Origin of the sequence: Acinetobacter sp. YH12152, from assembly GCF_013418285.1 — a bacterium.
Taxonomy (GTDB): Bacteria; Pseudomonadota; Gammaproteobacteria; order Pseudomonadales; family Moraxellaceae; genus Acinetobacter; species Acinetobacter amyesii.
In genome coordinates this window covers 35603-61705 of sequence record NZ_VPCH01000017.1, presented here as the reverse complement: position 1 = coordinate 61705, position 26103 = coordinate 35603, and the positions used below count along the sequence as shown (strand labels likewise).

18 protein-coding genes are annotated in these 26103 nt (G+C 38.1%); 9 read left to right on the top strand and 9 right to left on the bottom strand.

Annotation, left to right across the window (positions count from 1 at the left end; all coding sequences use genetic code 11):
• Positions 1 to 196: 196 nt before the first annotated feature.
• Positions 197 to 937, bottom strand: coding sequence for an ornithine uptake porin CarO (carO, locus tag FTU83_RS07540; protein ID WP_180073575.1), 741 nt, complete (start codon positions 935 to 937; stop codon positions 197 to 199).
• Positions 938 to 1311: 374 nt separating this feature from the next.
• Between carO and dapD the strand changes: the two genes are divergently transcribed.
• From dapD to FTU83_RS07515, 5 genes are all read left to right on the top strand, one after another.
• Positions 1312 to 2133, top strand: coding sequence for a 2,3,4,5-tetrahydropyridine-2,6-dicarboxylate N-succinyltransferase (gene dapD, locus FTU83_RS07535; RefSeq protein ID WP_180106007.1), 822 nt, complete (start codon positions 1312 to 1314; stop codon positions 2131 to 2133).
• Between the two features lie 112 nt (positions 2134 to 2245).
• Entirely contained in the window at positions 2246 to 2956 is a 711-nt protein-coding gene (queE, locus tag FTU83_RS07530) for a 7-carboxy-7-deazaguanine synthase QueE (protein WP_180034363.1), read from the top strand.
• A 29-nt stretch (positions 2957 to 2985) separates the two neighbouring features.
• Complete coding sequence (gene queC, locus FTU83_RS07525; protein ID WP_078190349.1) at positions 2986 to 3657, top strand: 7-cyano-7-deazaguanine synthase QueC; 672 nt, start codon at positions 2986 to 2988, stop codon at positions 3655 to 3657.
• Positions 3658 to 3670: 13 nt separating this feature from the next.
• Positions 3671 to 4078: a hypothetical protein gene (locus tag FTU83_RS07520; protein ID WP_078192024.1), complete on the top strand. Its 408-nt coding sequence runs from the start codon at positions 3671 to 3673 to the stop codon at positions 4076 to 4078.
• Between the two features lie 135 nt (positions 4079 to 4213).
• The gene (locus FTU83_RS07515) at positions 4214 to 4672 is read left to right on the top strand and encodes a peroxiredoxin (protein WP_180094965.1); all 459 of its coding nucleotides are present in this window, start codon (positions 4214 to 4216) and stop codon (positions 4670 to 4672) included.
• Positions 4673 to 4732: 60 nt separating this feature from the next.
• Here FTU83_RS07515 and FTU83_RS07510 read toward each other — a convergent pair whose 3' ends face one another.
• Positions 4733 to 5332 carry a LysE/ArgO family amino acid transporter gene (locus tag FTU83_RS07510; RefSeq protein ID WP_180106006.1) on the bottom strand — a complete coding sequence of 200 codons (600 nt, stop codon included), beginning with the start codon at positions 5330 to 5332 and terminating at the stop codon, positions 4733 to 4735.
• 139 nt (positions 5333 to 5471) lie between these two features.
• On the opposite strand from FTU83_RS07510, the gene FTU83_RS07505 reads away from it, so the two are divergent.
• A complete protein-coding gene (locus tag FTU83_RS07505) occupies positions 5472 to 6359 on the top strand; it encodes a LysR family transcriptional regulator ArgP (RefSeq protein WP_180106005.1) in 888 nt (295 codons plus the stop codon).
• A 17-nt stretch (positions 6360 to 6376) separates the two neighbouring features.
• On the opposite strand, the gene FTU83_RS07500 is transcribed toward FTU83_RS07505, so the two are convergent.
• Both FTU83_RS07500 and FTU83_RS07495 read right to left on the bottom strand, forming a co-directional pair.
• Positions 6377 to 6943, bottom strand: coding sequence for a YceI family protein (locus FTU83_RS07500; RefSeq protein WP_171262626.1), 567 nt, complete (start codon positions 6941 to 6943; stop codon positions 6377 to 6379).
• Positions 6944 to 7030: 87 nt separating this feature from the next.
• Complete coding sequence (locus FTU83_RS07495) at positions 7031 to 7600, bottom strand: nicotinate-nicotinamide nucleotide adenylyltransferase (protein ID WP_180106004.1); 570 nt, start codon at positions 7598 to 7600, stop codon at positions 7031 to 7033.
• A 106-nt stretch (positions 7601 to 7706) separates the two neighbouring features.
• Between FTU83_RS07495 and FTU83_RS07490 the strand changes: the two genes are divergently transcribed.
• Both FTU83_RS07490 and FTU83_RS07485 read left to right on the top strand, forming a co-directional pair.
• A complete protein-coding gene (locus FTU83_RS07490; RefSeq protein ID WP_078192396.1) occupies positions 7707 to 8507 on the top strand; it encodes an enoyl-CoA hydratase-related protein in 801 nt (266 codons plus the stop codon).
• Positions 8508 to 8600: 93 nt separating this feature from the next.
• Positions 8601 to 9374, top strand: a complete 774-nt coding sequence (locus FTU83_RS07485; protein WP_180106003.1) for a nitroreductase family protein — start codon at positions 8601 to 8603, stop codon at positions 9372 to 9374.
• Positions 9375 to 9582: 208 nt separating this feature from the next.
• Here the strand turns inward: FTU83_RS07485 and FTU83_RS07480 are convergent, their stop codons facing one another.
• Complete coding sequence (locus tag FTU83_RS07480) at positions 9583 to 9900, bottom strand: NGG1p interacting factor NIF3 (protein WP_078192030.1); 318 nt, start codon at positions 9898 to 9900, stop codon at positions 9583 to 9585.
• Between the two features lie 49 nt (positions 9901 to 9949).
• Between FTU83_RS07480 and FTU83_RS07475 the strand changes: the two genes are divergently transcribed.
• Positions 9950 to 10345 carry a hypothetical protein gene (locus tag FTU83_RS07475; protein WP_180106002.1) on the top strand — a complete coding sequence of 132 codons (396 nt, stop codon included), beginning with the start codon at positions 9950 to 9952 and terminating at the stop codon, positions 10343 to 10345.
• A 391-nt stretch (positions 10346 to 10736) separates the two neighbouring features.
• Here FTU83_RS07475 and FTU83_RS17400 read toward each other — a convergent pair whose 3' ends face one another.
• The 4 genes from FTU83_RS17400 to FTU83_RS07460 all read right to left on the bottom strand — a co-directional run bounded on the left by FTU83_RS17400 (position 10737) and on the right by FTU83_RS07460 (position 26103).
• Positions 10737 to 10865 carry a KGW motif small protein gene (locus FTU83_RS17400; RefSeq protein WP_257222543.1) on the bottom strand — a complete coding sequence of 43 codons (129 nt, stop codon included), beginning with the start codon at positions 10863 to 10865 and terminating at the stop codon, positions 10737 to 10739.
• Between the two features lie 260 nt (positions 10866 to 11125).
• The gene (locus FTU83_RS07470) at positions 11126 to 11650 is read right to left on the bottom strand and encodes a hypothetical protein (protein ID WP_180009961.1); all 525 of its coding nucleotides are present in this window, start codon (positions 11648 to 11650) and stop codon (positions 11126 to 11128) included.
• A gap of 132 nt (positions 11651 to 11782) precedes the next feature.
• Positions 11783 to 15619: a phosphoribosylformylglycinamidine synthase gene (gene purL / locus FTU83_RS07465; RefSeq protein ID WP_180106001.1), complete on the bottom strand. Its 3837-nt coding sequence runs from the start codon at positions 15617 to 15619 to the stop codon at positions 11783 to 11785.
• Positions 15620 to 16005: 386 nt separating this feature from the next.
• Complete coding sequence (locus FTU83_RS07460) at positions 16006 to 26103, bottom strand: hemagglutinin repeat-containing protein (protein ID WP_180106000.1); 10098 nt, start codon at positions 26101 to 26103, stop codon at positions 16006 to 16008.

Genomic DNA, 26103 nt, shown 5'->3' with positions numbered 1-26103 from the left:
TTCGCAAGAGATGCGATGGATGTCTGATGATTTGTAGTCATAAATTTAAGTCCCCACTTGTTTCTAAGTGGGGACTAAATTAAGGCTTATAGGATGAATTCATAAGGTGTGTTCAGCGGACGCTTACACACATTTTAAACGCTTTCTAAAAACAAAAAAAACGAGCCGAAGCTCGTTTTTTTATTTCAGTAAGAACTTACCAATGGTAGCTCACACCTACTTTAGCTACTGGCATCCATTCATATTTGTCATCGTTTGCAATTTTACGTGCCTCATTATCTACAGATTCGCTGATTGAAGGTGAGCCTGTTACAGAGTTTTGAAGATTACCGTACTCTTGAAGTTTCACAGTAGGGTTGCCAGTGTAATAAGCACCTACTTCACCAAATACACCAAAGTTTTTATTTAATTTTGGTGCAAAACCTAAACCTACATAAGGCGCAATGTCGTTATCATAAGATAAGTTACCTTTCACACCACCAATGCCAGTGTAGCTCGTACCATCAACTTTAATCGTACCTTCGGCATTTTTATTATGTTTATTTAGACCGTATTCATTATCGATATAACCTACACCTGCAGCAACATATAAGCCTTGTGCCCAAGGACTCGTACTTGCGCCCCATGGACGAATTTCTGCATTTAAGTAGCCAACGCTGTTATCCATATCCATGTCATATTTAGTGCCATTGATTGACAAATCATCAGACCATGAAATATCACCACCGTTATAACCTAATGCAAGGCCGACGTATGGGTTCGCAGTCCAAAGTAACGCACCACCATAACCCGTCGTACCCACTTCTAGACGAGCGCCAGTTGGGATAAGTTGGTTTTGATCAAATGCATAGCCATCATGAACTACAGAGGTATCTGCCATTGCAGTACCTGCAGCAGTAAGTAGAGCAGCTACTGTTAATAAACGTAATGATTTCATGTGTTTCTCCTCAAAATAAACTTTTATTCAGATTTTACAGACTTGTTATATGGCACATGTTAAAAGGAAACACAGCTCAACATTTATGCAAATTTACTGATTTTTTGTTAACTTTTGATACATTTAGATTTTAATATTGATTAATAAAGAGTTTTTGTTTCATTTTTTTAAATATAATAATGGTGCTTGATAACAATTCTGTATATTTTGCGTATTTTTTATACAAACCTTATGAAAATGCTACATTGATCACTCTTAGTTTCTTGGTTTTAGTGCTTGCTTAATAATTAATTCCGATCCTAGGCCGATTTATCATCTATTTTTGACTCGATTTAGTGTAAAATCTTGGAAAATTTTTTTCTGGATGGAAGAACATGTCTCAGCTTTCAACAATCATTGAACAAGCGTTTGAAGACCGTGCTAATTTCACTGCAGCTGACTGTCCTGCTGAAGTACGCGCAGCAGTAGAAGAAGTGATCGCTGGCCTAGACAACGGTACATTACGTGTTGCTGAAAAAATTGATGGTGAATGGATTGTTCATCAATGGGTGAAAAAAGCCGTTTTGCTTTCATTCAAATTGAACGACAACAAACCAATGGAAGCTTGTGACTTACGCTTCTATGACAAAGTAGATACTAAGTTCTCTGACTGGACTGAAGAACAATTTAAATCTGCTGGTGTACGTGTAGTACCACCTGCTGTAGCACGTAAAGGTTCTTTCCAAGCAAAAAATGTTGTATTGATGCCTTCATATGTCAATATTGGTGCATATGTTGACGAAGGTACAATGGTTGATACATGGGCAACTGTTGGTTCATGTGCTCAAATTGGTAAAAACGTTCACTTATCTGGTGGCGTTGGTATTGGTGGCGTTCTTGAACCACTTCAAGCAAACCCAACAATCATTGAAGACAACTGCTTTATCGGCGCGCGTTCTGAAATCGTTGAAGGTGTGATCGTAGAAGAAGGTTCTGTGATTTCAATGGGCGTATTCATTGGTCAATCGACTAAGATTTATGACCGTGAAACTGGCGAAATCCATTACGGTCGTGTTCCTGCTGGCTCTGTTGTGGTTTCTGGCAGCCTGCCTTCTAAATGCGGTAAATACAGCCTATATGCTGCAGTAATCGTGAAAAAAGTTGACGCGAAAACTCGTGCGAAAACAAGCTTGAACGAATTATTACGCGAAGACTAAGTTTTATTTCAGCGGAGCATTCGTGTTCCGTGGAGCTTCTATCGCTCCTCGTCTCTACGGTTAGCAATAATCGTAGAGATTTTTTGTTTTTTTATATCTGGTTAATTTTGTTATGAGTACCCTTCGATCTTCCGCTATTCCTGTTTCTGATCCGTCTGCGGGTTTACGTATTACGGAGATTTTTTATTCATTGCAAGGTGAAGCCAATACCGCAGGTTTGCCTACGGTCTTTATCCGCTTAACGGGCTGTCCGTTACGTTGCACTTATTGTGATACGACCTATTCGTTTGAAGGCGGTGAACGCCAATCATTAGAAGAAATTATTCAAACCACTTTAGATTTTAAAACCCCTTATATTTGCGTGACGGGTGGTGAGCCGCTTGCTCAACCGAACGCCCTTCCCCTTATGACTCGTCTGGCCGATTTAGGCTGCGAAGTTTCTTTAGAAACAAGTGGTGCTTTAGACGTGTCTAAAGTTGACCCACGTGTTTCAAAGGTTATGGATTTAAAAACCCCGACATCGGGTGAAGTTGCACGAAACTTGCTTAGCAACTTCGACCATTTAACAGCGCATGATCAGATCAAATTTGTAATTTGTAATCGTGAAGACTATGAATGGTCAAAACAGCAAGTTGAGCGCTATAAGCTAAACGAAAAAGTTAGCACCATTTGGTTCTCTCCGGCCTTTGCCATTGAAAAAGGTGCTGTTCGTTTGCCTCAGCTTGCACGTGATTTAGCACAATGGATTTTAGAAGACCATCTCCCTGTTCGCTTCCAATTGCAATTACATAAATTGCTTTGGAACGATGAAACTGGTCGTTAAGTTTTAAAGAATTATTTGGAGTAATGCATATGCGCCCTCGTGCCATAGTTTTATTGTCTGGCGGCTTAGACTCAACCACTTGTTTAGCTTGGGCTCAAGCACGTTATGAATGTATCGCCTTAAGTTTTATGTATGGTCAACGTTCTACGACAGAACTGGATGCTGCTCGTGAGTTAACTAAGCAGGCTGGTGTAGAACATCGTGTCATTAATATCGATTTAGGTAACTTAGGTGGCTCTGCGTTAACTGACCATAGCATTGAAGTTCCTGATCATGAACAAGCCGGTATTCCTGTAACTTATGTACCAGCGCGTAACACGATTTTCTTGTCATATGCTTTAGCTGCGGCGGAAGTTTTTGGTGCAGAAGCGATTGTCATTGGTATTAATGCAGTTGATTACTCAGGCTATCCAGACTGTCGTCCAGAGTTTATCGAAGCATTTGCCAACATGGCTCGCCTTGCAACAAAGGTTGGCGTTGAAGGAAAACCACTTAAATTTGAAACACCTCTGTTACATTTATCCAAAGCAAATATCATTCGCTTAGGTATAGAACATGGCGTAGACTACAGTCAAACGGTGTCTTGCTATCAAGCAGATGACCAAGGTCGTGCTTGCGGTAAATGCGATAGCTGTCGTCTTCGTAAACAAGGTTTCGTTGACGCAGGTGTTGAAGATCCGACACGTTACATACCGAAATAACAAGGTAGGGTTTATGAAAAATTTAAAATCAAACATTATTCTTTCTGCTGCTTTCTCTGCAGCTGCATTGTTTGCTTCAGTTGCACACGCTGACAACGACAAGCTTCAACAAGCATATAAGAGCACTAACGTAAAATCTTCGTTAATTAATGTTTGTAAAGAAGAAACTGGCAAAGGTAAAAAACTAACTGCCGCTGAAGTTAGCAAATACTGTACTTGTGCTGTTGAAGCAGATGGTCGTTTAACCAATGCTCAAAAATGGGAAATCCAAAGCACAATCAACCAGAAGAAAAGCCCTGCAACACTCGCTTTTGTTCAAAAACAAAATAAAGACCTTCAAGCATGTTTCGGTCCTCAGTTAACTGGTAAATTAAAAAATTTAACTGAAGAAGCAATGAAATCTGCTCAAGCGAAAAAATAATTTTTCGTCTTAAAAAAGCCTGCAAATGCAGGCTTTTTTATTGCTTTAAGTTCAAAGTAAATTCTGTATGATGGTCATATTTCACATACTTTGTTTAAGCCCCTTTAGGGATAAGACACGAAAAAGGAAATCTTCATGACTGAAATTAGCTTACCAAATCAAACCTTCCCAACCACCTCAGGTGAAGTTAACCTTGCGGAACTTAACAATGACTGGCTGATTGTTTACTTCTACCCTAAAGATTCAACACCGGGATGCACAACGCAAGCTATAGGGTTTTCATGCTTAAAAAATCAGTTTGATGCGCTTAATACCCCAATCTACGGTATTTCTCGTGACTCGGTTAAAGCTCATCAAAACTTCACTGAAAAGCAAAATCTAAGCATTGATTTAATCAGTGATAAAGAAGAAGTGCTATGTCAGCATTTTGACGTGATTAAAGAAAAAAATATGTATGGCAAAAAGGTTATGGGCATCGAACGTTCAACCTTTATTTTCCATCATGGCAAGCTGGTAAAAGAATATCGCAAGGTCAAAGCTGCAGGCCATGCAGAACAAGTCTTAGAAGATTTAAAAGCACTACAAGCAGCATAACAGTAATGATTTGAGCCCGCTCCTTTAGGAATGGGCTCAAACTTAATAAGAAGCTTCTAACTAGAGCAATAATGAGGCTGCAATTCCCCACATCACAACGCCAATAATAAAATCTAAAACTTTCCATGCCTTTGCACTTTGGAAGAGTGGTAATAAACAGCGCGCACCATATCCGAGAACATAGAAAAATACCCATGAAGCTGTAATTGCCCCAATCGCAAAATATACTGCGGTCGATTCAAACTTCGTGGAAATAGAACCAATCAGCACAACCGTATCGAGATACACATGTGGATTTAACCACGTTAAAGCCAAGCAAATCAGCACCAACTTCAATAGTTTGGTTTCATTCTTCTCACTGGGCGCTAAACTGCTCGAAGTTTTGAAGGCTTGCAGAAAATGCTGTGCTCCATAAACTGCTAAAAAAGTTACGCCCAAATATTTAGCTCCATTGACAATTTCCGGATAACTTTCAACCAATTGGGAGAATCCGAGTACACCCAATAAGATGAGTATCGAATCAGAAGCAGCACAAATAGCGCAGAGCCAAAAGACATACTGCTTTTTTAACCCTTGCTTAAGAATAAACGCATTTTGCGCACCAATCGCGATAATTAGGCTAAATCCAATTGCGAGCCCTTGCATATAACTGTACAACATTTTTTAACTACACTTTCAAAGCATTAAATGAATGTTGCTATTATCGAAGCTTATTGTTAAAAATAAGTATTTATAAATAAATATCATTATAACTAAGTTTTTCTTAGTTTATGGAATCTCTAATGCTCATAGGTGACTCATGTTACAAAGCAAACATAGTGAAGCATTTCTTGCAGTTGCTGAAACAGGAAGCTTTGAACAAGCTGCACTACGTTTAAATATTACGGCATCTGCGGTCACGCTCAGGTTACAAACTTTAGAAAAGAAATTAGGTCATGTACTCATTGTACGTGAACGACCCTGCCGTCCAACACTTGCAGGCCAATCTTTATTGCATTATTTACAACACAGCAAATTATTAGAACATAATTTTCTGCAAAATCTAACAGGACAAACGGCGAATGCTTTCTATCAAGTCAATATTGCAACCAATGCTGACTCACTTGCGACATGGTTGCTTCCGCTACTCAAAGATCTCTTAATTGAAGAAAAAATCGTGATTCATTTTCAGGTCGATGATCAGTCACAAACACATCATTTATTAGAAGCAGGACTAGTCAATGCCTGTGTCACAACAGAATCGGAAGCCATGAAGGGCTGCATTGCAGAATATCTGGGTGAAATGCATTATCGATTTGTAGCAACCCCTGATTTTATCCAAAGATGGTTCGGTCAAGGTGTGACGCGAAATGCGTTAAGGGCTGCGCCTGCACTGATTTTTAATGAGAAGGATGACCTGCATACGCAATCGATTCAGAAAAATTTCGGGCTCAATCCTTCACAATATCCGCATCATTTCATTCCCTCTTCAACTGCATTTTTTGATGCCATTACGATGGGCTTGGGCTATGGATGGTTACCCGACTATCAAAGCAAAGACTTGTTAGCAGCGGGAAAATTGATAGAGCTTTCAACAGAACTCAGTATTGATTTAGCCTTGTATTGGCATCATTGGAACCAACAATCTGTTCAATTACAAAAATTGACTGCTGTTGTGCTGCAACATGCCAAAGATCATATGTGTTAAACCCAGTAAGACTACGGTTATTCAAGCCGCCATTGGCCTTTGAGCTGTATCAATACTTGCTCACCTACTCCACCGAGTGCTTTACGCATACCAAAATCACTACGCTTAATGGTTGCTAAAGATTGAACATCCAACACTTTTGGATTTTGCGGGCTTGGGGTGAGTGTGGTATCGAAGATCACAGGTTTAGTGATGCCACGAATGGTGAGATCCCCTCGAATCATATATTTCGCATAAGCCACGGGTTCGATTTGTTTACTTACAAACTTCACTTGCTTAAATTCAGCGGCATCAAAATATTCACTGCCCAAGATTAATCCCTTTAAGCTTGGATTACTAAAACTGATGCTATCTACATCTAACAGTAAATGCGCTGAACCTTTATGCGGAATTTCAGGATCAAATTTTAGGTTCGATTGAACCTTATTAAAGCGCCCTTCAACAATAGATAGCCCCACAGATTTAATGCCAAATGTGACCTGACTATTAGGCGTTAGCGTCCACTCAGCAGCATGTAGGGGCAATACGCAGCATAAAGCGAAGGCTCCCATATATTTTGCTAAGGTTCCGTGACGCAAATTCATGTTTTTCTCCTGAATAAAACACAGCCTAAAATCACTACAATGTTTATTTTTTTGCTCCATTGTAGTGCTAGAAATTTTAGCGTTTTTTTATAGCAGATTTGTTTTATCCTGAGTCATAAATTTGTGTTGAAGTTGTTTATAAATGTCTGTCTGTTGAAATTTTTGCAAAAATTCGACGGTACCTTGAGGAAAAGCATCATGCTGAATTTCACCACGATAATACGCTTCACGTACCGGTGTCGCAGAAATGGCCCCTTCTAGACTATCCAGCTCAACCATTTCCCACTCAGGGAAGAATTTTAAATAATAAGAAGAATCATCTTTAAAATGCCCGATCAAACCGACTTTTGCATTCGTTTCAACTACATCATTTACCAAAGATTTGACTAGCTTTTGCCATTTTTCATCGTTATATACATCTATCACATGCACAAACTTGATTCGCTTCTGATCTTGCTCTGAAAAATTCGACAAGATCATCTGCTCACGTTCTACAGCCAAAAATGGATTTTTGATATTACGTTCATTTTGCGCCGAACCAAGCGCCAGAAGCACATATTGACTTTGTTGCAAGGCAATTTTAATGGTTTGCAGATGTGCTAAATGGAACGGCTGAAAACGCCCAATGAAAACCAAATAATCAAATGTATATTTCATATCAAATCAAACTTTTTATGAACTGAGCAGTTGTGCCACAGGCTGAAATATGCGACATAATGTCGAGCATAAAATCAAAACGAAACTTTTACGCAAGGATAGTACGATGACACTGAGCTGTATTCAACAACCCCATGAACATTTGAATGCGAATTTGGACAATGGCGTACTGACCTTAGCCATTAACCGACCTCAGGCGAAGAACGCGCTGTATACAGAATTATATCTGTGGATTGCCAAAGCATTAGATGAAGCTGATCAAGATACTTCAGTGCGTGTAGTAGTACTCCGTGGTCAAGATGCAGACTTCAGTGCGGGCAATGACATGCAAGATTTTATGAAATCTGCTGCTCAAAAAGGACAAGCTCCAGCTTCAGAAGGCGCACCTTTTATTTTGTTAAAATCTGCTGCTCAATTTTCTAAGCCGCTGATCGCTGCGGTTCGCGGTGTTGCCATTGGGATTGGTGTTACGATTCTGCTTCATTGCGATCTAGTCTACAGCGACAATACCGCCCTATTCCAAATTCCGTTTGTGAGCCTTGGTTTATCACCTGAAGGTGCATCGAGCAAGCTATTGGTTCAACAAGCCGGCTACCATAAAGCTGCTGAATTACTGTTAACTGCTCAAAAGTTTGATAGTGCGACAGCGCTTTCAGCAAATTTGGTCAATAGTATTGAAGAAGATGCTTATGCGACGGCTGCGAAAAAAGCAGCACAGTTATCTGCACTACCACTAGCTTCTTTGGTTCAATCAAAAGCATTAATGAAACATAATGTAGATGAAATCGTGGCATGGATTGACCATGAAGCTGAGATTTTCATGGATCGAGTAGGTTCTCCAGAAATGATGGAAGCTGTTGCAGCCTTTATGCAAAAACGCAAACCTGACTTCTCTCAGTTCAATTAATTTGTAATGGAACTTAAAAACCACTCATATTTGGGTGGTTTTTTTCATCTCAGCCCCAATCTATTTTCTAAATTAAAAACTGGATGTTTCCACATGACTGCAGCATCACAAACTGAAAATAAACCTGAAAAGAAACGCTACTACGAACCTGCACCTGAAGGCATCGATATCGAAAATTTTAAAAAAGTTGTACAAAGCCGTCGTTCTGTACGTAAGTTTACCGACAAGGCCATTCCAAACGATGTTTTAGATGAATGCTTAGACCTTGCCCTGCTTGCGCCAAATTCATCAAATTTACAGCCTTGGACATTCTATGTCGTTCAGAACCCTGCAAAGAAAAAACAGTTGGTGAAAGCTTGCTTAGGGCAACTTGCGGCAAAAACTGCTGCTGAATTGATTGTCTGTGTCGCGCGTACCGACCGTGTAGATGAAATGGCTAAACGTAATATTTCGGAATTTCCATTTCCTGAAGCACCTGCAGCTGTGCAAAAGTATTACAAGTTCATTCCTTATAACTATAAAACTGGTTACTTCAACGCACTAGGTAACTTTAAGAAAGTAGCTTTCAAAGTTGCACGTACACTGGATAAACAATTGCCTGTAACAGCATTTAATGAAGCAGATGCTAAACTTTGGGCGAGCAAAACTACAGCATTGGCTTGTGAAAACTTAGTTTTGGCTTTACGCGCCTATGGTTTTGACAGTTGTATGATGGAAGGTTTTGATGAACCTTTGGTGAAGAAGATTTTAGGATTAAATGCACAGCAATACCCAGTGATGGTGATTGGTGCAGGTGAACGTGCTAAAGATGGTGTATTCTTCCCTCAGTATCGTTTTGATCGTGAGCTGTTTATTCAGAAAATATAATTTGCTTTCAAAAGAATAGTCACAACCACAATTAGCTACGTGACTTTAGTTTATAACGCGTAGGTATTACGTTACTTTGAAGGATCAAAGTAACCAAAATCCCTTGTTAGACAGAAGATTCATCCTTGAATCTCTGTCTAACGGGTTACATCCATGTCACCCTTCGTGTATCTACTTTTTTCTATAACTTAAAAATTTAAAAGCATCATTAAAATTGAATATCCACCATTTGAATAAACTCAAATGCTGGCTCTTCATAAGGATGACTTACTTTTAAAGCCCTTGCGACCTCACTCGCTTTATCTTCAGGCACTATGGTTTCCACACGCCATTCAGGGATAGATTCAAGCTGATCCAACTCACCTATAAAAGGATTTGCGCCTTTTACAGGTTTAAATTGCCCCTTCCCTAAAACTTGCCACGCGCAGTGTTCATAGTTGCCTATACCGCCTGCTCCTGCTTCAAATACGGCCAGTTTGGTAGATTCAAGATGTGATTCTGGGACGTAATAGATGAGTTTGAGCATTTTTTTACAGCCTATCGAATTCCAAATTTTATAGTAGAATAACTTTACATTGCCTATTGAGCTAAAAAACACCCATAAAAATATGAATATTATTGACCTCCAACGTATTCTATATCCCATGTCAAAATGCTTACAAACTGTAAGAAAAGACTATTTCTATTTTGGGTATTCAGCTGATCTAGCAATTTCTATTAAAAATATATCAGATGAAAAATGGGAGCTAAAGACGTATGAAAGAGGTCAAATTATTAGCCAGGAATTCTATTTAAGTGAATACATTACTTGTTTAAAACTTTTGCATCATATTGATAAAATTTCCACTGATGATCCAAACACTATGAAACTGATAGATTATTCAGAAGATTGGGCACTTTTAGAAAAAAAAAAGAATTTTATTTTTGTATCCAAAGTTCCAGACCATATCTTTATAGAGACTTTTCAATAAATTTAACCTCTACAGAAATTCAAAACTATAGATCCCTAGGTTGCAATTTTCTTTTTTCATTACAAGCTGAGATTGATGCAAGCATCCCAATCAGAACATCATCAAATTATCATAAAAGGAAAATTAATAATAATTTAGAGAATGAATTATCTAATAGGCTGCTAGATGAATTTGAACTTCTAGATGTTTTTGAATTAAATACTCAAGAAATAGTTAGCACTTCAAAGCAATCTAAATTAATTAATGACTCCACAACATTTATTAAAAACCAAATATCTCAACCACGTTATATTCTTCCATCTATTATTTTCATTTATATAACTCTGAACTACTTTTTCAACAAATAACACATAAAAAAAACCGCCTCACGGCGGTTTCTATATTTCAAATATTACATCTGCAACGCATAACCCAAAACTAAAAACACCAACTGCAAACACACCACTGCACCAAAAAGTTTCCAGCCCTTTCTACGCAGTGCAGACTTATCAACTGCCGAATATTCCACTGTTTTAATCATGTCATCACCTCATCATGAGTGTTGAGACTGAACTCGTTTAGTTATCCATCTTTCTTTTATTTTGCATAGCTATTGTGCATACATTACACACTAGCATGTTTCCACAAATATAAAAGCAAAATCTAAACCAAGTTCAGCATGGGAGACTACAAAAGTTGCAGACACAAAAAACCACCAAATAGGTGGCATAATAATGAGGCATCTTAACCAATGTTTTAATATTTTTCCATAAGGTAAAATTAAGACATTATTTTACCTTATTATTTACTACACAAATTATCATTAGCCAATGTCATTACAGTTCCATCCAGAGCCTGACTAAATGCTAAATGCGCTTTAAAACGTATTTTAGTATTCATGGTAATTGCACTGATATCTTTAACAACCGTCATTGCTCTAGGTAATTCATCTACTGGAAAACGTTCATAGATACACCCTATCGCACGTGATTTCTCAAATGAAATATGTTTAACCTGCGCTAAGTCTAGTTTATTCACTAATAGGCTTTTTTGTAATTGCACTGCATATTGGCTAACTGCCCTTTGCTGCTCTATTTGCTTAAAATTTTGAGTGATATAAAGATCAATGTCATCACGGATACCATTCAGATCTGCATCCACTCCCATTAAATTATTATCGACATTCAGCTGAAGTTGTCCGCCTCTTTTTTCCACTTCATTGAGCTGTACAACATTCTGCCGCCACATATACGCTTCACAGCCATTCAGAAAAATAATACTCGGAATAACAATCAAGGAAATTTTTACTAATTTTTGTAGATTCATAAGCAATGTATTTTTTATTTTAGCAACTCATCTTAAACGAAAAGCTAAACCATTTAAACGGCTGAAAGGTGAGTATCTCTTCGCCATAAAAAAAGCCCCTTTCGGGGCTTTTCAATTTGTTGATTAAATCAATTAACCAATAAATTTACGGGCATTACGGAACATACGTAACCATGCACCATCTTGATCCCAGTCTTCTGGTTTCCAAGAATGCTGAATCGCACGGAAGTTACGTTCAGGGTGCGGCATCATAATCGTTGCACGACCGTCTTTAGACGTTACACCTGAAATTGCTTCTGGCGAACCATTCGGGTTCATTGGGTAATGCTGCGTTGGGTTGCCTTGGCTATCTACATAACGCAAGATCACTTGATCACCTGCATTGAGTGCTGCAATGTTTTCCACGCTAGCAACTACACGGCCTTCACCATGAGCAACAGCGATTGGAAGAATCGAACCTTCCATGCCTTCTAACAATACAGAGTTTGATTTTTCAACGCGTACGTTTACAGCACGTGCTTCAAACATCTCAGATGTATTGCGGTGGAAACGAGGCCAAGCCTCTGCACCAGGAATAAGCGGCGCAAGCTGAGACAGCATTTGACAGCCGTTACAGATACCTAGAGAGAATGTTTCATTACGGTTGAAGAATTTCTCAAATTGGTCACGTAGTTTTGGATTGAACAATACAGATTTAGCCCAACCACCGCCTGCACCCAATACGTCACCGTAAGAGAAACCGCCACATGCGACTAAACCTTCAAAGTCATCAAGACTGATACGGCCAGCAAGCAAGTCGCTCATGTGTACATCTACAGTGTTGAAGCCGACTTTATCGAATGCAGCAGCCATTTCTACATGACCGTTTACACCCTGTTCACGCAGAATCACCATGTTTGGACGGCGTTCATTGATGTACGGTGCTTCGATTGGCTCGTTCAAATCAAATGTTGGTTTTGCAATTAAACCTGCATGTGATTTGTCCGCGATCAACGCATATTCTTGATCCGCAGTTTCTACGTTGTCACGCAGACGTTGGATTTGATGTGACACTTCAGTCCATGCTTGCTGTAATTCAGCACGGTCTAAGCTCAAACCATTTACAGTTAAAGTATCTGTATCGTTTACAGTACCTACAACTGCAATTGCATCTTTAAGGCTAGACGCTGCAACTTCAGCTTCTAAGGCAGCCCAATCCGCTTTGCTGATTTGAAGCACTGCACCAATTTCTTCTGCAAATAATGATTCAACAGATTGATCTTCAAGTGCTACACCTAGGCGTGAAGCGAACATCATTTCTGCAACAGTTGCCAATAGACCGCCATCACCGATGTCATGGTAAGCCTTGATTAGACCACGGTTGTTCCAATCTTGAACCAAGGCAAAGAATGCTTTGAAGTCATCGAAGCTGTCTACGTCAGGTGTTACAGAACCAATTGCTTTATAAACCTGAGCAAGGATCGAACCGCCAAGACGGAATTGACCTTTAGACAAATCAATACGTACCAGTACAGACTCGATATTTTTCAATTCAGGTGTCAATGTTTTGCGAACATCAGTCACAGGTGCAAATGCTGTGATCACGCCTGACATTGGTGAAGTGACAGATTTATCGATGCCTTCGTCATTCCAAGTGGTACGCATAGACAATGAGTCTTTACCAACAGGAATTGCGATACCTAGTGCAGGACACATTTCCATACCGATGGCTTTAACGCCTTCGAATAGCGCTTGGTCTTCACCTTGTTGACCTGCAGCAGCCATCCAGTTTGCAGACAATTTAATGTCACTGATCTGGTCGATTTTTGCAGACATGATGTTTGAAATTGATTCTGCTACAGATAAACGTGCAGAAGCAGCAGGATTCAACAACGCAACTGGTGGACGCTCACCCATTGCCATCGCTTCACCTGTATAACCAACAAGGCTAGTCGTTGTTACTGCAGCATCCGCTACAGGCACTTGCCACTTACCGACGAACTGATCACGTGCAACCATACCTGTAATCGAACGGTCACCAATGGTGATGAGGAACGATTTAGATGCAACAGTTGGATTCTTAAGAACGCGGTAAATCGCATCTTTCAAATCTGTTACTGTTTCAGCAGTGAAGTCATCGCCTTTACGTTCAATGGTTTCGTATGAACGGCTCATGCGTGGTGTACCACCAAGCATCACTTGCATTGGCATATCCACAGCTTTGTTTTCAAACAATGGATCTTCAACGGTTAAATGGCGCGCTTCAGTCGCTTCACCCAATACCGCAAACGGACAACGCTCACGTGCACACAGTGATTCAAAGAGTTCTAAAGATGATGGACGGATCGCCAAAACATAACGTTCTTGCGCTTCATTCGACCAGATCTCCATCGGAGACATGCCTTTTTCAAGCGATGGAATTTTACGCAGATCAAGTACCGCACCTAACTCGTGATCGTTCACAAGTTCAGGCATTGCATTTGAGATACCGCCCGCGCCTACGTCATGTACAGACACGATTGGGTTATGATCTTCCATGCGCCAGCAAGCATCAATCACTTCTTGGCAACGGCGTTCCATTTCTGGGTTTTCACGCTGTACAGATGCGAAGTCTAGGTTTTCACCCAACTTACCGCTGTCTACAGAAGACGCTGCACCGCCGCCTAAACCAATCAGCATTGCAGGACCACCTAGTACGATCAGTAAATCGCCTGGTTGAATCGCATCTTTTTCTACATGGTCAGGACGGATGTTACCGTAACCACCGGCAATCATAATTGGCTTATGGAAGCCTTTTACATCACCATTTACATTTTGTTCAAATGTACGGAAGTAACCATTTAACGCAGGACGACCAAATTCATTGTTAAACGCTGCACCACCCAATGGGCCTTCAATCATAATTTGAAGTGGAGATGCCATACGAGATGGTTTGCCGTAGTTTTCTTCCCATGGCTGTTCAAAGCCCGGAATGTTCAAGTTAGATACGGTAAAACCTGTTAAACCTGCTTTTGGCTTACCACCACGACCTGTTGCGCCTTCGTCACGGATTTCACCGCCCGAACCTGTTGCTGCACCAGCAAATGGTGCAATCGCTGTCGGATGGTTATGTGTTTCCACTTTCATCAAGATGTGAGCGGCTTGACTCTTGTATTTATAAACGTGGTGACCTGTTTCAGCATCTAGTTTTGGATAAAAACGCTGTGTGTCAAAACCAACAATTACAGAAGCGTTGTCTTTATATGCCGACAATACATCTGTAGGTGATTCTTTATAGGTGTTTTTAATCATTTGGAACAATGACAATGGTTGAACTTCACCATCAATTGTCCATTCTGAACCAAAGATTTTATGACGGCAGTGTTCAGAGTTTGCTTGAGCAAACATCATCAATTCGATGTCATGCGGGTTGCGACCCATTTTTGTGAATGCATCGGTTAAATAATCGATTTCTTCATCAGAAAGCGCAAAACCAAATTCAGAGTTAGCTTTCACCAACGCTTCTTTACCTTGACCCAAAATATCAATTGAGTTTAAAGGCTTTGGTTCAGTTTCAGAGAAAAGTGCCGCAGCATCTTCAATAGCATTAAAAACGCTTTCAGTCATGCGATCATGCAATGCTAGTTTTACTTCATCAGAAACAGCATTTACACCCTTCAAAGTAAACAAAACACCGCGTTCAAGGCGATGAACCGGTGTATTACAGTTGGCAAAAATGTCTGTTGCCTTAGACGACCACGGAGAGATGGTTCCAACACGTGGTGTCACTAATATTTGGACTTCATCACTTGCTGGCTGGCGCAATTCAAAAGATTGACCATCATTAAGCAGCTGTAAAGCAGATTGCTGTTGCTGTTCGCTGAGCGTTTGGTCAAATAGATAGACCAATTGGCTTTCAATTTCTTGAACAGAACTAATCGAAGATAGACGTGTTAATAGTTGCGTTTTCTTAAAAGAAGAGTGTGCTGGTGCACCGGCCACGATAAACATGCTGATTTTGGCTCCACGGGCTGGTCTTTTGAACCAAGCCGCAATGTGACTTGAAGAGAGCGCATATTCTACTGCGTATTGGCAAAATCAGCTAGATGGCAAAACACGTTTCTCAGCATAATTCCTATAATAAATACTAAGAATTCCTTTATTTTCAGTTAAAAAAAATTGAATGTTTAAGTTTGACAGAATGTGTTGATAGCAATATTAAGAATACTCATAAGATTGAAATATTTTATAATTTTTTTCTTACTTCAAAGAATAGATCTAAAGCATATCTATAAAAAAATGTACTTGGAAACCAATTAATTCGATTAACTGGGATAAAACCTCCTATAACCAAAAGGCCACCCATGGGTAGCCATTTAGTCAATTTATTTTAAGTATTATGGGCGTGATGTTCCATTTGACTGAACTGCATTTTTAACTTTATTCAGACCATTACCCAAAATATCTGTTATTGCTCGACTATTGGTTTTTTGATTAAGCAGATTTATATCATCTGGACTATTGTTCACATTTGACGTAATCGTTTCTGTCGATTTTCTGACGCTGCCCGGAGCACTATTAGGTGCATTATAGGTGTCTCTAGCATTGCGAACATCCCGAAGATCTTGAGAATCAATAGATGCTGCACCACTTAATTCAAATCCAGATTGCTGATTTTTCTTTTGTACTTCATTCATATTCGTGAATTTAACTCCATTTTGTTCAGCATTTGAGTTATCTAAATTTGCAGAATTCGCATCTGGTTTAACATTTGAAGTATTTAGATTTTCGGCTGTTCCACCTGCTCGAGCAACAACACTAAAACCAGTACCTGTGACTTGACTACCTTGATAGGTTTTAGAACTTGAGTTACTAACATCAAATTCAGCACTTACCCCACCTTCATGGCGCCAGTCTTCAGTAGTCGCAGCTCCATTATTTGTACTTGACCGTTTTACTTGTTCTGCTGGAGTATCGGCTTTTGCGCCTGTTGAAAACCCTGCTCCAACATTAAATCCAGTAGAACTTTGACTAGCTGTATTTTCGGCGGCACGCAAATTAACATGTTCGCCCTCTATAGATGTATTGTTAGCGGCAAATCGAGTACCTTCAAAGTTTGCATCACCCGTGGTTGAAATACGAATATTACCACCCGTCGAATCTAAGCTACCAACCACTGCCTGAGAACTTTGCATCTGACTGTTATTTTGTCCATAACTTGCACTCGCCTCAAAGTCGCCTTTACCTGGACCAAGTCCCAATTTGGCACTTACGTCAATATCTTTTGAAGAACTACTAGACGAATGCGTATCTCGTGCTGCATTGAAGTTTAATTCTCCAGCTTGAATCGTAATATCACCAACTGACTGGAACTGAGCACCATTTAAGGTTGTTGCATTTTCTGAAATGGAAGTTATTCCACCCTCTCGTGCAACAAAACTCGATGTTACTGCTTGCGTATCATGACTCGATTCCGAACTCACTGACCCTGTGTAAGAGGCACTAACTCCTGCAGACAGACCAGTACTTCTCGATGTGCTCTGACTATCTGCTGCAACAACTCCAACACTTGCACTTGCAGAAGCACTTACACCAGCTTCAGCAGAAGCATAGACCCCGATTCTTGCATCATGTGATGAAGAATTTTTCGAATATGTTTGAGAATCGCTCACAGCTACATCTGTAATAGTTGCCGCTTTTTGGAATACGCTACCTGCATCAACTTGCGTCGCTTCATCTACAATTCCATTTAATGCTGTTCTTGAGAATTCGCCACCAGCAGTAAATGTATTGCCTTTATTTGTAACGCTTTTGAAAGATTCTTTGCTGTCTTCAGTCGCTACACGCAAGCCAGCTCCAGCTTCTGCACTCGCCCCTGCACTTGCTTGAGCACTTCCCTGCACTGGATTAATATTACTAGCATCAGCTCCAGCACCCGCACTTGCACTCGCTCCTGCTTCTGCTTGCCCACTAATATAAACACCTGCTAATCGACTAGAACTTGAGCGCGTCTCTTCGTGCGTATCTTGCACTGCAAGATTATGTATATCCTTAGCTTCTATTTTTAAATTTCCTGCTGTAGATACATTTGCACCGTGGAAAGTTGCTGTCTCATCTACATTGATGTACATACCACCCGTACCAGAACTGAGTGATGATAAATTATGGGTTGTGCTCGACATAGATTCGGATTCTTTTTCGACCTTAGCACCAATGGTAGTTGTCGTATTAACCTGTGCTGCGACATCTGCATTTACCCCAGTATTTACACCCATTGCACCGACAGACGCACCTACACCCACTCCTGCGTTGGCACTCGCATCTGCTTCTGAATAAATACCGCTTGATGTCACTTTTTTATCACGGCTTGCATATTCAGTATTTTGTCCAGCGGTCACATTTAAAGCTTTCGCATTAATCCCTAGGCCACCTTGAACATCAACTTTAGAACCTCGGACATTTACAGTTCCTTCTTCTGAAGTTATTAATAAGCTACCTGCAGAATTAACATTTGAACTTATGCTTGAAGTACCACCACTTTTTTCTACTTCAACGGTCTTTTCTGAGAACCTTAAACTAGCTTCTCCTTTCGCACCAACTGCTACACTTGCTTCAGCCCCAACCTTAAGTTTAGAAATCTCAGTACCTGCATTCGCTTCGGCAAAAGTATCACTTTGATCCTGTGTTGAATCTAGATACCTCTGAGTCGTTAAACTTTGAGGTGCTTCAGAATCAATTTGCTCTGCCTTCGTGCCGTAGATCGGTTTATTATTGTCTTTTTGCCCACTATTGGTTGCTTTCAAATATGTTGTGGTTGTAGTTTTCTTCTCATGGTGTTGTTCATCTTTACCATCAAGAATATCAACTCCTTTTTTGCCACTTAAAATACTTAAACTTTCTTTATCTTTAATATTTAAATCTGACCCCTCAATCACGATTTTATTTGCAGAGTCAACAATAATACTTCCTACTGTGACCTCACTTGCATTATTTGTACCTTTAAAATCTTTAGTTTCTTGAGATTGTTTACCCCAAATACCACCGCCAACACCAAAGCCTGAACGAGATGATTGTGATGTAACTTGTTCAGTATCTTGAACAGATTCAATTTTAAAATTACCACCCGTTTGTACATAAAGCTGACCGGTAACATCCAACTTACTACCTGAAATAACAGTATTTCCGCCACTAATCATTGCTGCATCTGAACCAAAACTGACATCTGAACCTTCATGATTAACAGTTTGGGAATTCATCGTACCTTTACCGATACTCTTCGTGGTTGCAATTACATTACCTTGTTCATCTTTTTGCTCATAAATAACGTCACCGCGCTTAATGTTTTTGGTTTCCGCTTTTTTAAATTCAATTGCAGAGATATTAATATCGCCATCAGCATTTAGCATAGCGGCTCCCTCAGCTTTTAATGCAGCACCAATATTATTAATATCTTTTGCAGCATCAATCACTAAAGAGTTTTTGCTTACTATACTTGCTTTTGGCCCAACAACAGTTTCGTTATATGCATCACCACCAAAATTATAAACCTTAGTAATATTATTTACCGAACCTTGAGTTGAAGTAAGGTTTATATCATCACCTGAAATTTTACCGCTTAGGTTATTAATATCGTTTAAAGAAGTAATATTTACATAACCACCTTTAACAGTGGATTCATTGTTCGTAAATGATTTTACATCCAATGAAACTTCGAGATTACCACGCAACACAGAACCTGTAGTTTCAATATCACTGATTGTTTTAGAGCTCAAATACACTTGTGGAACAAGTACGGTTTGACCAGCAACTTTTTGTTCGACCATCCAAACAATATCGGTATCTAAATTTTTCAATTGATCCGCAGATAATGCTTTACCATATTCAAGGTTTAAAATTTCTTGACTTTCAGCAGCATTACTAAATAGACGTTGAATCATTTCAACTTGTGATTCAAATCCAGAAGCCAAGACGTTTCGCCCACCAAGCTGGTCCAATTGCTTTTGGATCAAATTCATTTCATAGCTATCATCACCTAAACGTTTTAATAATGCGTCAGGATCAATTCCTAATAATTCATTTAAATAACTTGAACCAATAACATCTGCGGATTCGCCATAAATTGGATTACGCTCTACCAAATACTGGGAAGTTGGATCTTTAGATTGAATATATTCCGTATTACGACCCGCCGGTAAATTAATATCTACGGTTGGAATTTTATCTACTGGATAAACTGGACGTTCAACAGGCAAGGTTTCTTCAGGCTTTTCTTCTGAATCACCAGGATCAACATCATCTGCATTTTGCGTCATTTCTGCTTTATTTTCTTGACTAAGATCTTGATCAGTTTCAATATCTTTTTGATCTGATGGAGATCCTTCACCTTCGATTTTGGTTGGATCTACAGATCCCTCCTCTACACCATTTTTTGACGTATCTTGTTCAAAATTTTGAAGTTTTTCTGGAGTTATATTCCCGCATTCCTTGTTACAGTCATTTAAGGGATTAGCGGGTTCAGGAGTTTTAGGATTAGAAATTGAACTATTTTCCGGTTTATCTTTTTCAGAAACATCTTGTGCATAAATTGAATTAATAAAATGCCCATTACCATCTACCTTAACGATAGCTGATGCAGCTATAACGGATTTCTTGGTCGGTTCATAATTTTCAGAATTAGTTGTAAGCGGACTACCTAAACTAAAATAATTACCCGCAATAATTTTTTTCTTAAATACATCAACAACATTAGTCATATCTTCATTTTTAACCTTATCTTTATAAAAAAGATATTGTTCTAAATCAGCAAAGAATTCATCTTGTTTAATGTTGACATTACCTACAGCTATTTGTTTTTCGTATAACGCTTTGTCCGTGTCCGACAAAGATTCATAAAATATTTTTTGAATATAATGAACAAGATAATTAATTTCCTGATCATCTTCAATGTTTAAGCCATTGAGTTCTGTCGGTATTTTAAAGCCGCTTGTTCCATCTTTGACCAGAAAAACACCCACGTCCCATCGACTAGGCTTATCAACTTCATCAGAGATCGCCAAATACTGAACTGTCACTTTTTGATCACGAACAAGTTCTAAACTTTCATTTTTAAAGACTGCATCCTTTGCTAAATCTAAATTAATTCGGCCTTTGCCGTCAATTACACTGCCAGACGCATAAATCTGACCACCTAAATTTTGCCCAGATTTATCGACTTTAATCGTGACATTACCATCGTCTGCAATGATGCTAGCGGACTCAGTATGCTTTAGATAATTTGTTAAAGTTTTAAAATACTGATCTTCAGTTCCTTCACTATCAGGTCTAACTGACAAATCAGTATTTTTAGTCCAAATCTCGGTGATAAAGCCCGCATTAACACCATTATCATGGCCTTTATCTCCCTGGAAGGCAATCTGATTCCAGACTATGGTATTACCAAATTCATCCGTCCCAGTTTTATTTACCTTCTTTTCACTATTCCAACCAATGCCGACATTTTTTGGTATTTTCCAAGTTAACTTATTTGATAGTGCATGACCCATATAAGTTGTTGAATTAATAAAATCACCTTTAGTGTCAATTAAAATATTACCGTTTTTACTGTTCAATAAATAGTTGTTGGTAAAGTTATTGGCATAGATATTAATATCACCTAAAGCTGAAATTATGCCACCTAAACCCATATCAGTAAATAACTTAGAACCATCTTGTTGTACTTTATAACTAGAAAATTCTATGCCATGTTTTTTGTTCTCAATATCTGTATTATTTCTCGATTCTGAACCAATACTTAATACATTGGCATAAATACTGCCTGAGTTTTCAATTTTATTTGCATGCTCAATTTGAGTATTTAAATTCAACTCACCGTTAGACACTATGGCAGAATCAAGAGATTCACCTTCACTACTCAAAGCAATCTCATTGACCAATAAATCTGCATCAATATTTAACTGTGAATTCTCATTTGCAAATATCAAGTTTTTATTATTAATCTGTGCTGCTTTGATCGAGTTATTCTTAGAGTCTGCACGTACAAAACCATTGATCTCATTTGTAAAATTATGATTTAAAATCAAATCAGATGAAATTAAGTTTGTTGTTGCAGTATTTTGCATAGTATCTGCCAATAATTTAGCACTATGCAAAGTCAATGTCCCCAAATTATCAAAGAAAGGCTGATTTTTTAAATTAAGTTGTGCATTATAAAAATATGCTGAAGCTTCAGCTTTATTATTAAAAGTATCAACAACCAACTCATTCAAATCGGTATTTGGAGCATTTTTACCACTTAAATATAGACTACCGTAGTTATCTAATAAATTAATCCTATCTGCGATAAAACTCGTGTAAATATTGAATTCTGCATTTTTATTGTTATAAATATTCAATACTTGTGTCAAATCCAATTTCGACAGTTGTAAATTCAATGCATCTACACGCCCAATATTGCGAAATAAATTTGTTTTCAAATTCAAGTTTGAACTTGAAATATCTTTATTCTGAATATTTGCTGCTTGTAATGTAAGTTGATCAGTTGCATCATTTGAATAGGTCATAATTAACCCATCATTTTGAATTCCAGCTGATGATTTAGTATCCAAGCTGATTAAACTTGCTTGGCCACCTGACAAAATATCACCTTGGTTAATAATTTGACCTGAGGAGGTAATATGAAGTTGCTTTCCAGCATGTAAAACAGCTTTATCAAAGTTAGTTAAGCTTTGATTATTTATTACATCTAATTGATCATAGGCTAAAATATTACCTTTATTAGTTAAATCTTTTGCATCTATCTCAACATTTTTAGCAACTATCTTATTTTCATTATCTAGTTTAGTACTAATTATATCGATATTATTTTCAGACTGTATCAACCCAGTATTTAATACTTTAGCAGCGGAATCCGCTGTTTCTAGCTTAATAGAATCTACAGCTAACAGTGAACCATCATTTTGGATGTCTGATTTACGCGACAAAATATTTAAATTTGCGTTGCTGCTGATCAAACCTGATGTGCTGTTATCAAAACTATTTACACGAATATCCAAATTAGAATTCGTAAAAATAGATCCTTGGTTTATAAATTCATTTAAGTCACTAAAGCTTAATTTATTTGACTGTATTGCACCCAAATTTATTAGATTTAAAACATCAATGCTTAATTGATTTTTACCAAACAAATTACCAAAATTGTTTAGGCTTTTTTTGGCTGTCATCTCAAGCATATCGGATGCACTGAATAAGCCATCTTGATTAACAATAATATCACTTGCATTAACATCAATTAAGCCAGCATAAGCAAGGCCATCATTAACTAATTTATTAGTATTCAGGCTTAAATTTTGTGAAGAATTTAGTACTGCATCTTTTTGCGTAATTAAATCTTCTTGTGCTGTAAGCAATGTATTTTTTGATTCAATCCATCCTGCATGGTCAATATTTCCAGCTTGAACTGACGCTATTTGTTCAGCAATAACAACTGCAGAATCATCGATAATTGCTTGACCTTTAGTCAGTACTTGAATATTTTTAGAACTGGTTTGACCAGATATTTTTAATTGCTTTTCTGCATTTAATACAATATTTTCATCACTAATCAGTACACTATTTTTACTCAAATCAAGATTATTTCCAGCCGTCAAAGTTGTATTTTTAGACAAAATTGTACGACTAACATTTATATCCTGTGCACCTAGTTTAGCTTCATTTTGAACACTAATTTTTGCGTCTTGAATTAAATGATTTGTAGCTTGTATATCTGCATTTTCAGCAACAAATTTACCCTTCAATTGAATATTTTTAGCTTTTAAATCTGCATTTTGAATAATGGAATAAATCGCACTATCAGCTGATTTTAGTTCATCTGTTGCCTCTAAGCTTAGGTTAGATGCATTTAACAATCCATCTTGTTGAAGATCAGATGCTTTCACAGAAATTTTTTCGTTAGCAACCAATTCAGCTGTATGTTTAATGTCAATTTTTTCATCAGCTTTTAAAATTGCGTTACGCGCATAAATTCCGCCCTCAATTGACATTGTTTTCGCAACAATATCTGCATAATTCTGATGTAAAAGCGATGCATCCTTTCCGACATTGAATGTATTGATGGCAGTAATTTGTGAATTAATACTTTTAAGCTGCCCTAGAAGCTCAATATTTTCTGCACTCAACTTCACTAGATCAGTTGCAGCAAGTTGACCTAGCTGGCTTAATTTCAATGTTTCAACTGCATTCAAATCTAGTGATTTTGCAAAAATCAGACCACTAGAACTAATATGGGTTCCTTGTAATGTAGCTTGATCTTGGGCAATTAACGATGCCGAATCATTCACCACTATGGAATCTTGGCTTGTTGAATTAATTTGATTTGCGTATATTTTCCCTGATAATTCAGTATCTTTTGCTTGTAGTTCAACACTTCCGATAATATTTAAAAGACCTGTCTGAGTCACTTTTAGATTTTTATCAGAATTTAATTTCACTTGATTTGATTCGACATAACCATCGATTTGAACCAAATCAGATGCTTTCAGATGAGTTTTACTTTCAGCTATTAAATCTGCAGAATTCTTCAACAAAATAGATTGTGCTGTAGCATCAATGTTCTCTGCATAATTCTTGCCAGCTAATTGTATGTTTTCTCCAGAGAGTGACAATTGTTGAGCTACTGAAATAAGCGAATCTTCTTGTGTTATAAAATTGTTTTCAGCCGAGATATTATTATTTTTTGCATATAACTGACCTGCCAATTCAATATTTTGAGCATTCAGATTCATCTCATCTGTCGCTGACCAAACTGAAGCGTGTCCGATAGTTAAATTGTTAACGATATTGGCTTTCTGTTGTACTGTAAAAATTTGCCCCTGAACATTTGCATCTTTGGCTGCTATATCCAATGTTTTTTGGCTTTTTAAAACACTATTTTGACCAATATTAAGCTGATCATTGGCTTGAATTTGAACTGATTCCGCATCAGATTCAGCATTTAAATCTATATTTTCAGCTTGTATATCAATCTTGCTTGTTGTCGACTTAAGCTTCGCTTGGTCAATATTAATATTTCCAAATTGACTCTGAACCAATACATTTTTTTGTCCAATGACTTTTGTATTTTGGTTCAATTCAATATTATTTTGTGCTTTAAGTAATATATCCCTGCTTAATGATGCTATTTCAGTTGCACCATGTGTTGTCAGTGTTCCACTTTCAATCGATAGTTGTTCTTTTGAAGTCAGCGTTGAATTTTGAACCGTTAGTTTTTCTTTATTCTCGATATTCAGCTTTTCATTGACATTTAATATAGCCTTATTCAATGCCATATTTTTAGTTGTAAAGTTGGCATTGTTTTCTGCATCAATAGTTCCATCTGTAATACCTAAGTCGATTTGATCATTATCTTGCGAACCAATTTCAATATTTTTTGCACTTAAACTACCAGCAAGGTTTATTTGTTGCACTGAAGCATTGGTATTTTGAAGACTGATTGTTTCCTTTGCTGATATTTTGTTTTTTAGCTCAATTTTCCCTGCTGCAGTTAAAATAAAGTCCTGAGCACTAGCCGCTACATTTCCTAGCATTTTCACCCCGACACCTTGGTCAGACGAAATTAAACTAATGCGATCTGCATAAACCCCTCCAAGCAATGTAGAGTCTATTGCATAGGTAGGATTATTTTGTAAGTCACTAACAGCGGTGACCTGACCTGTTTTAGCGTCATAATCATGTGCACCTGTAACAACTTCAAGTTGTTTGGCATTAATTTGACCGTCTACATTCAAATTACGGGAAAGCAATTGTAAAAGGTTCTGTTCTGAACCATTTAAGCCATTTCCATTTACAGTGATGTTTCCTTGACGAATACTGTAACCATTAATTGAGCCATCAGTTGAAAACTGTGGTGTGCCCGTTGTTAGTGTTGCTCTATCTGTGTTAATAAATCCACAACCTGAACATGTAATGCCATACGGATTTGCAATAACAAGGTCAGCTTTAGCTCCTGCAATTTCAATATAACCACTTAGCTGACTTCGATTTGTACCTGTAACTTCATTTAAAATAACGCGCGCACTTTTATCCAAGTTTTTGTTAGTTTGAATTTTTCCAGCTAACTGAGTCATCACAGATAACGCATCTGACTTCATCGCGGCATTATTTAAGACTTGGCCTGATTTATCTACGTTATAATTTAAATAGCGGTTATGTGAAATTCCTGCTGCATTTGCAGTTGCAATATCAATAACTTGTACACCATTATTGGCATTATAAACACGTGTATTGCCAGATTGGACCTCTACATTTGCAAAGCTTTGTTGCACAAATAGCATGGCCGCCAAAGGTGTAAGTACCGCAAAAAAGCCTGTTACTTTCCCTACTACCGACTGTGCACCATCTTTACTACCTGATGTATCTTTTCCTTTAGAAGAAACTGTTTCTGATACAACATCAAATGCATTCTTTGACTTATTCCAAATTGTTTTATAAATATGATTCAT

Coding starts and splice junctions, on each gene's coding strand:
- queE (WP_180034363.1), top strand. CDS start 2,246: ATGAGTACCCTTCGATCTTCCGCTATTCCTGTTTCTGATCCGTCTGCG.
- FTU83_RS07490 (WP_078192396.1), top strand. CDS start 7,707: ATGACACTGAGCTGTATTCAACAACCCCATGAACATTTGAATGCGAAT.
- purL (WP_180106001.1), bottom strand. CDS start 15,619: ATGTTTATCGTGGCCGGTGCACCAGCACACTCTTCTTTTAAGAAAACG.
- FTU83_RS07485 (WP_180106003.1), top strand. CDS start 8,601: ATGACTGCAGCATCACAAACTGAAAATAAACCTGAAAAGAAACGCTAC.
- FTU83_RS07515 (WP_180094965.1), top strand. CDS start 4,214: ATGACTGAAATTAGCTTACCAAATCAAACCTTCCCAACCACCTCAGGT.
- FTU83_RS07505 (WP_180106005.1), top strand. CDS start 5,472: ATGTTACAAAGCAAACATAGTGAAGCATTTCTTGCAGTTGCTGAAACA.
- queC (WP_078190349.1), top strand. CDS start 2,986: ATGCGCCCTCGTGCCATAGTTTTATTGTCTGGCGGCTTAGACTCAACC.
- FTU83_RS07470 (WP_180009961.1), bottom strand. CDS start 11,650: ATGAATCTACAAAAATTAGTAAAAATTTCCTTGATTGTTATTCCGAGT.
- FTU83_RS07520 (WP_078192024.1), top strand. CDS start 3,671: ATGAAAAATTTAAAATCAAACATTATTCTTTCTGCTGCTTTCTCTGCA.
- FTU83_RS07495 (WP_180106004.1), bottom strand. CDS start 7,600: ATGAAATATACATTTGATTATTTGGTTTTCATTGGGCGTTTTCAGCCG.
- dapD (WP_180106007.1), top strand. CDS start 1,312: ATGTCTCAGCTTTCAACAATCATTGAACAAGCGTTTGAAGACCGTGCT.
- FTU83_RS07480 (WP_078192030.1), bottom strand. CDS start 9,900: ATGCTCAAACTCATCTATTACGTCCCAGAATCACATCTTGAATCTACC.
- carO (WP_180073575.1), bottom strand. CDS start 937: ATGAAATCATTACGTTTATTAACAGTAGCTGCTCTACTTACTGCTGCA.
- FTU83_RS07510 (WP_180106006.1), bottom strand. CDS start 5,332: ATGTTGTACAGTTATATGCAAGGGCTCGCAATTGGATTTAGCCTAATT.
- FTU83_RS07500 (WP_171262626.1), bottom strand. CDS start 6,943: ATGAATTTGCGTCACGGAACCTTAGCAAAATATATGGGAGCCTTCGCT.
- FTU83_RS17400 (WP_257222543.1), bottom strand. CDS start 10,865: ATGATTAAAACAGTGGAATATTCGGCAGTTGATAAGTCTGCACTGCGT.
- FTU83_RS07460 (WP_180106000.1), bottom strand. CDS start 26,103: ATGAATCATATTTATAAAACAATTTGGAATAAGTCAAAGAATGCATTT.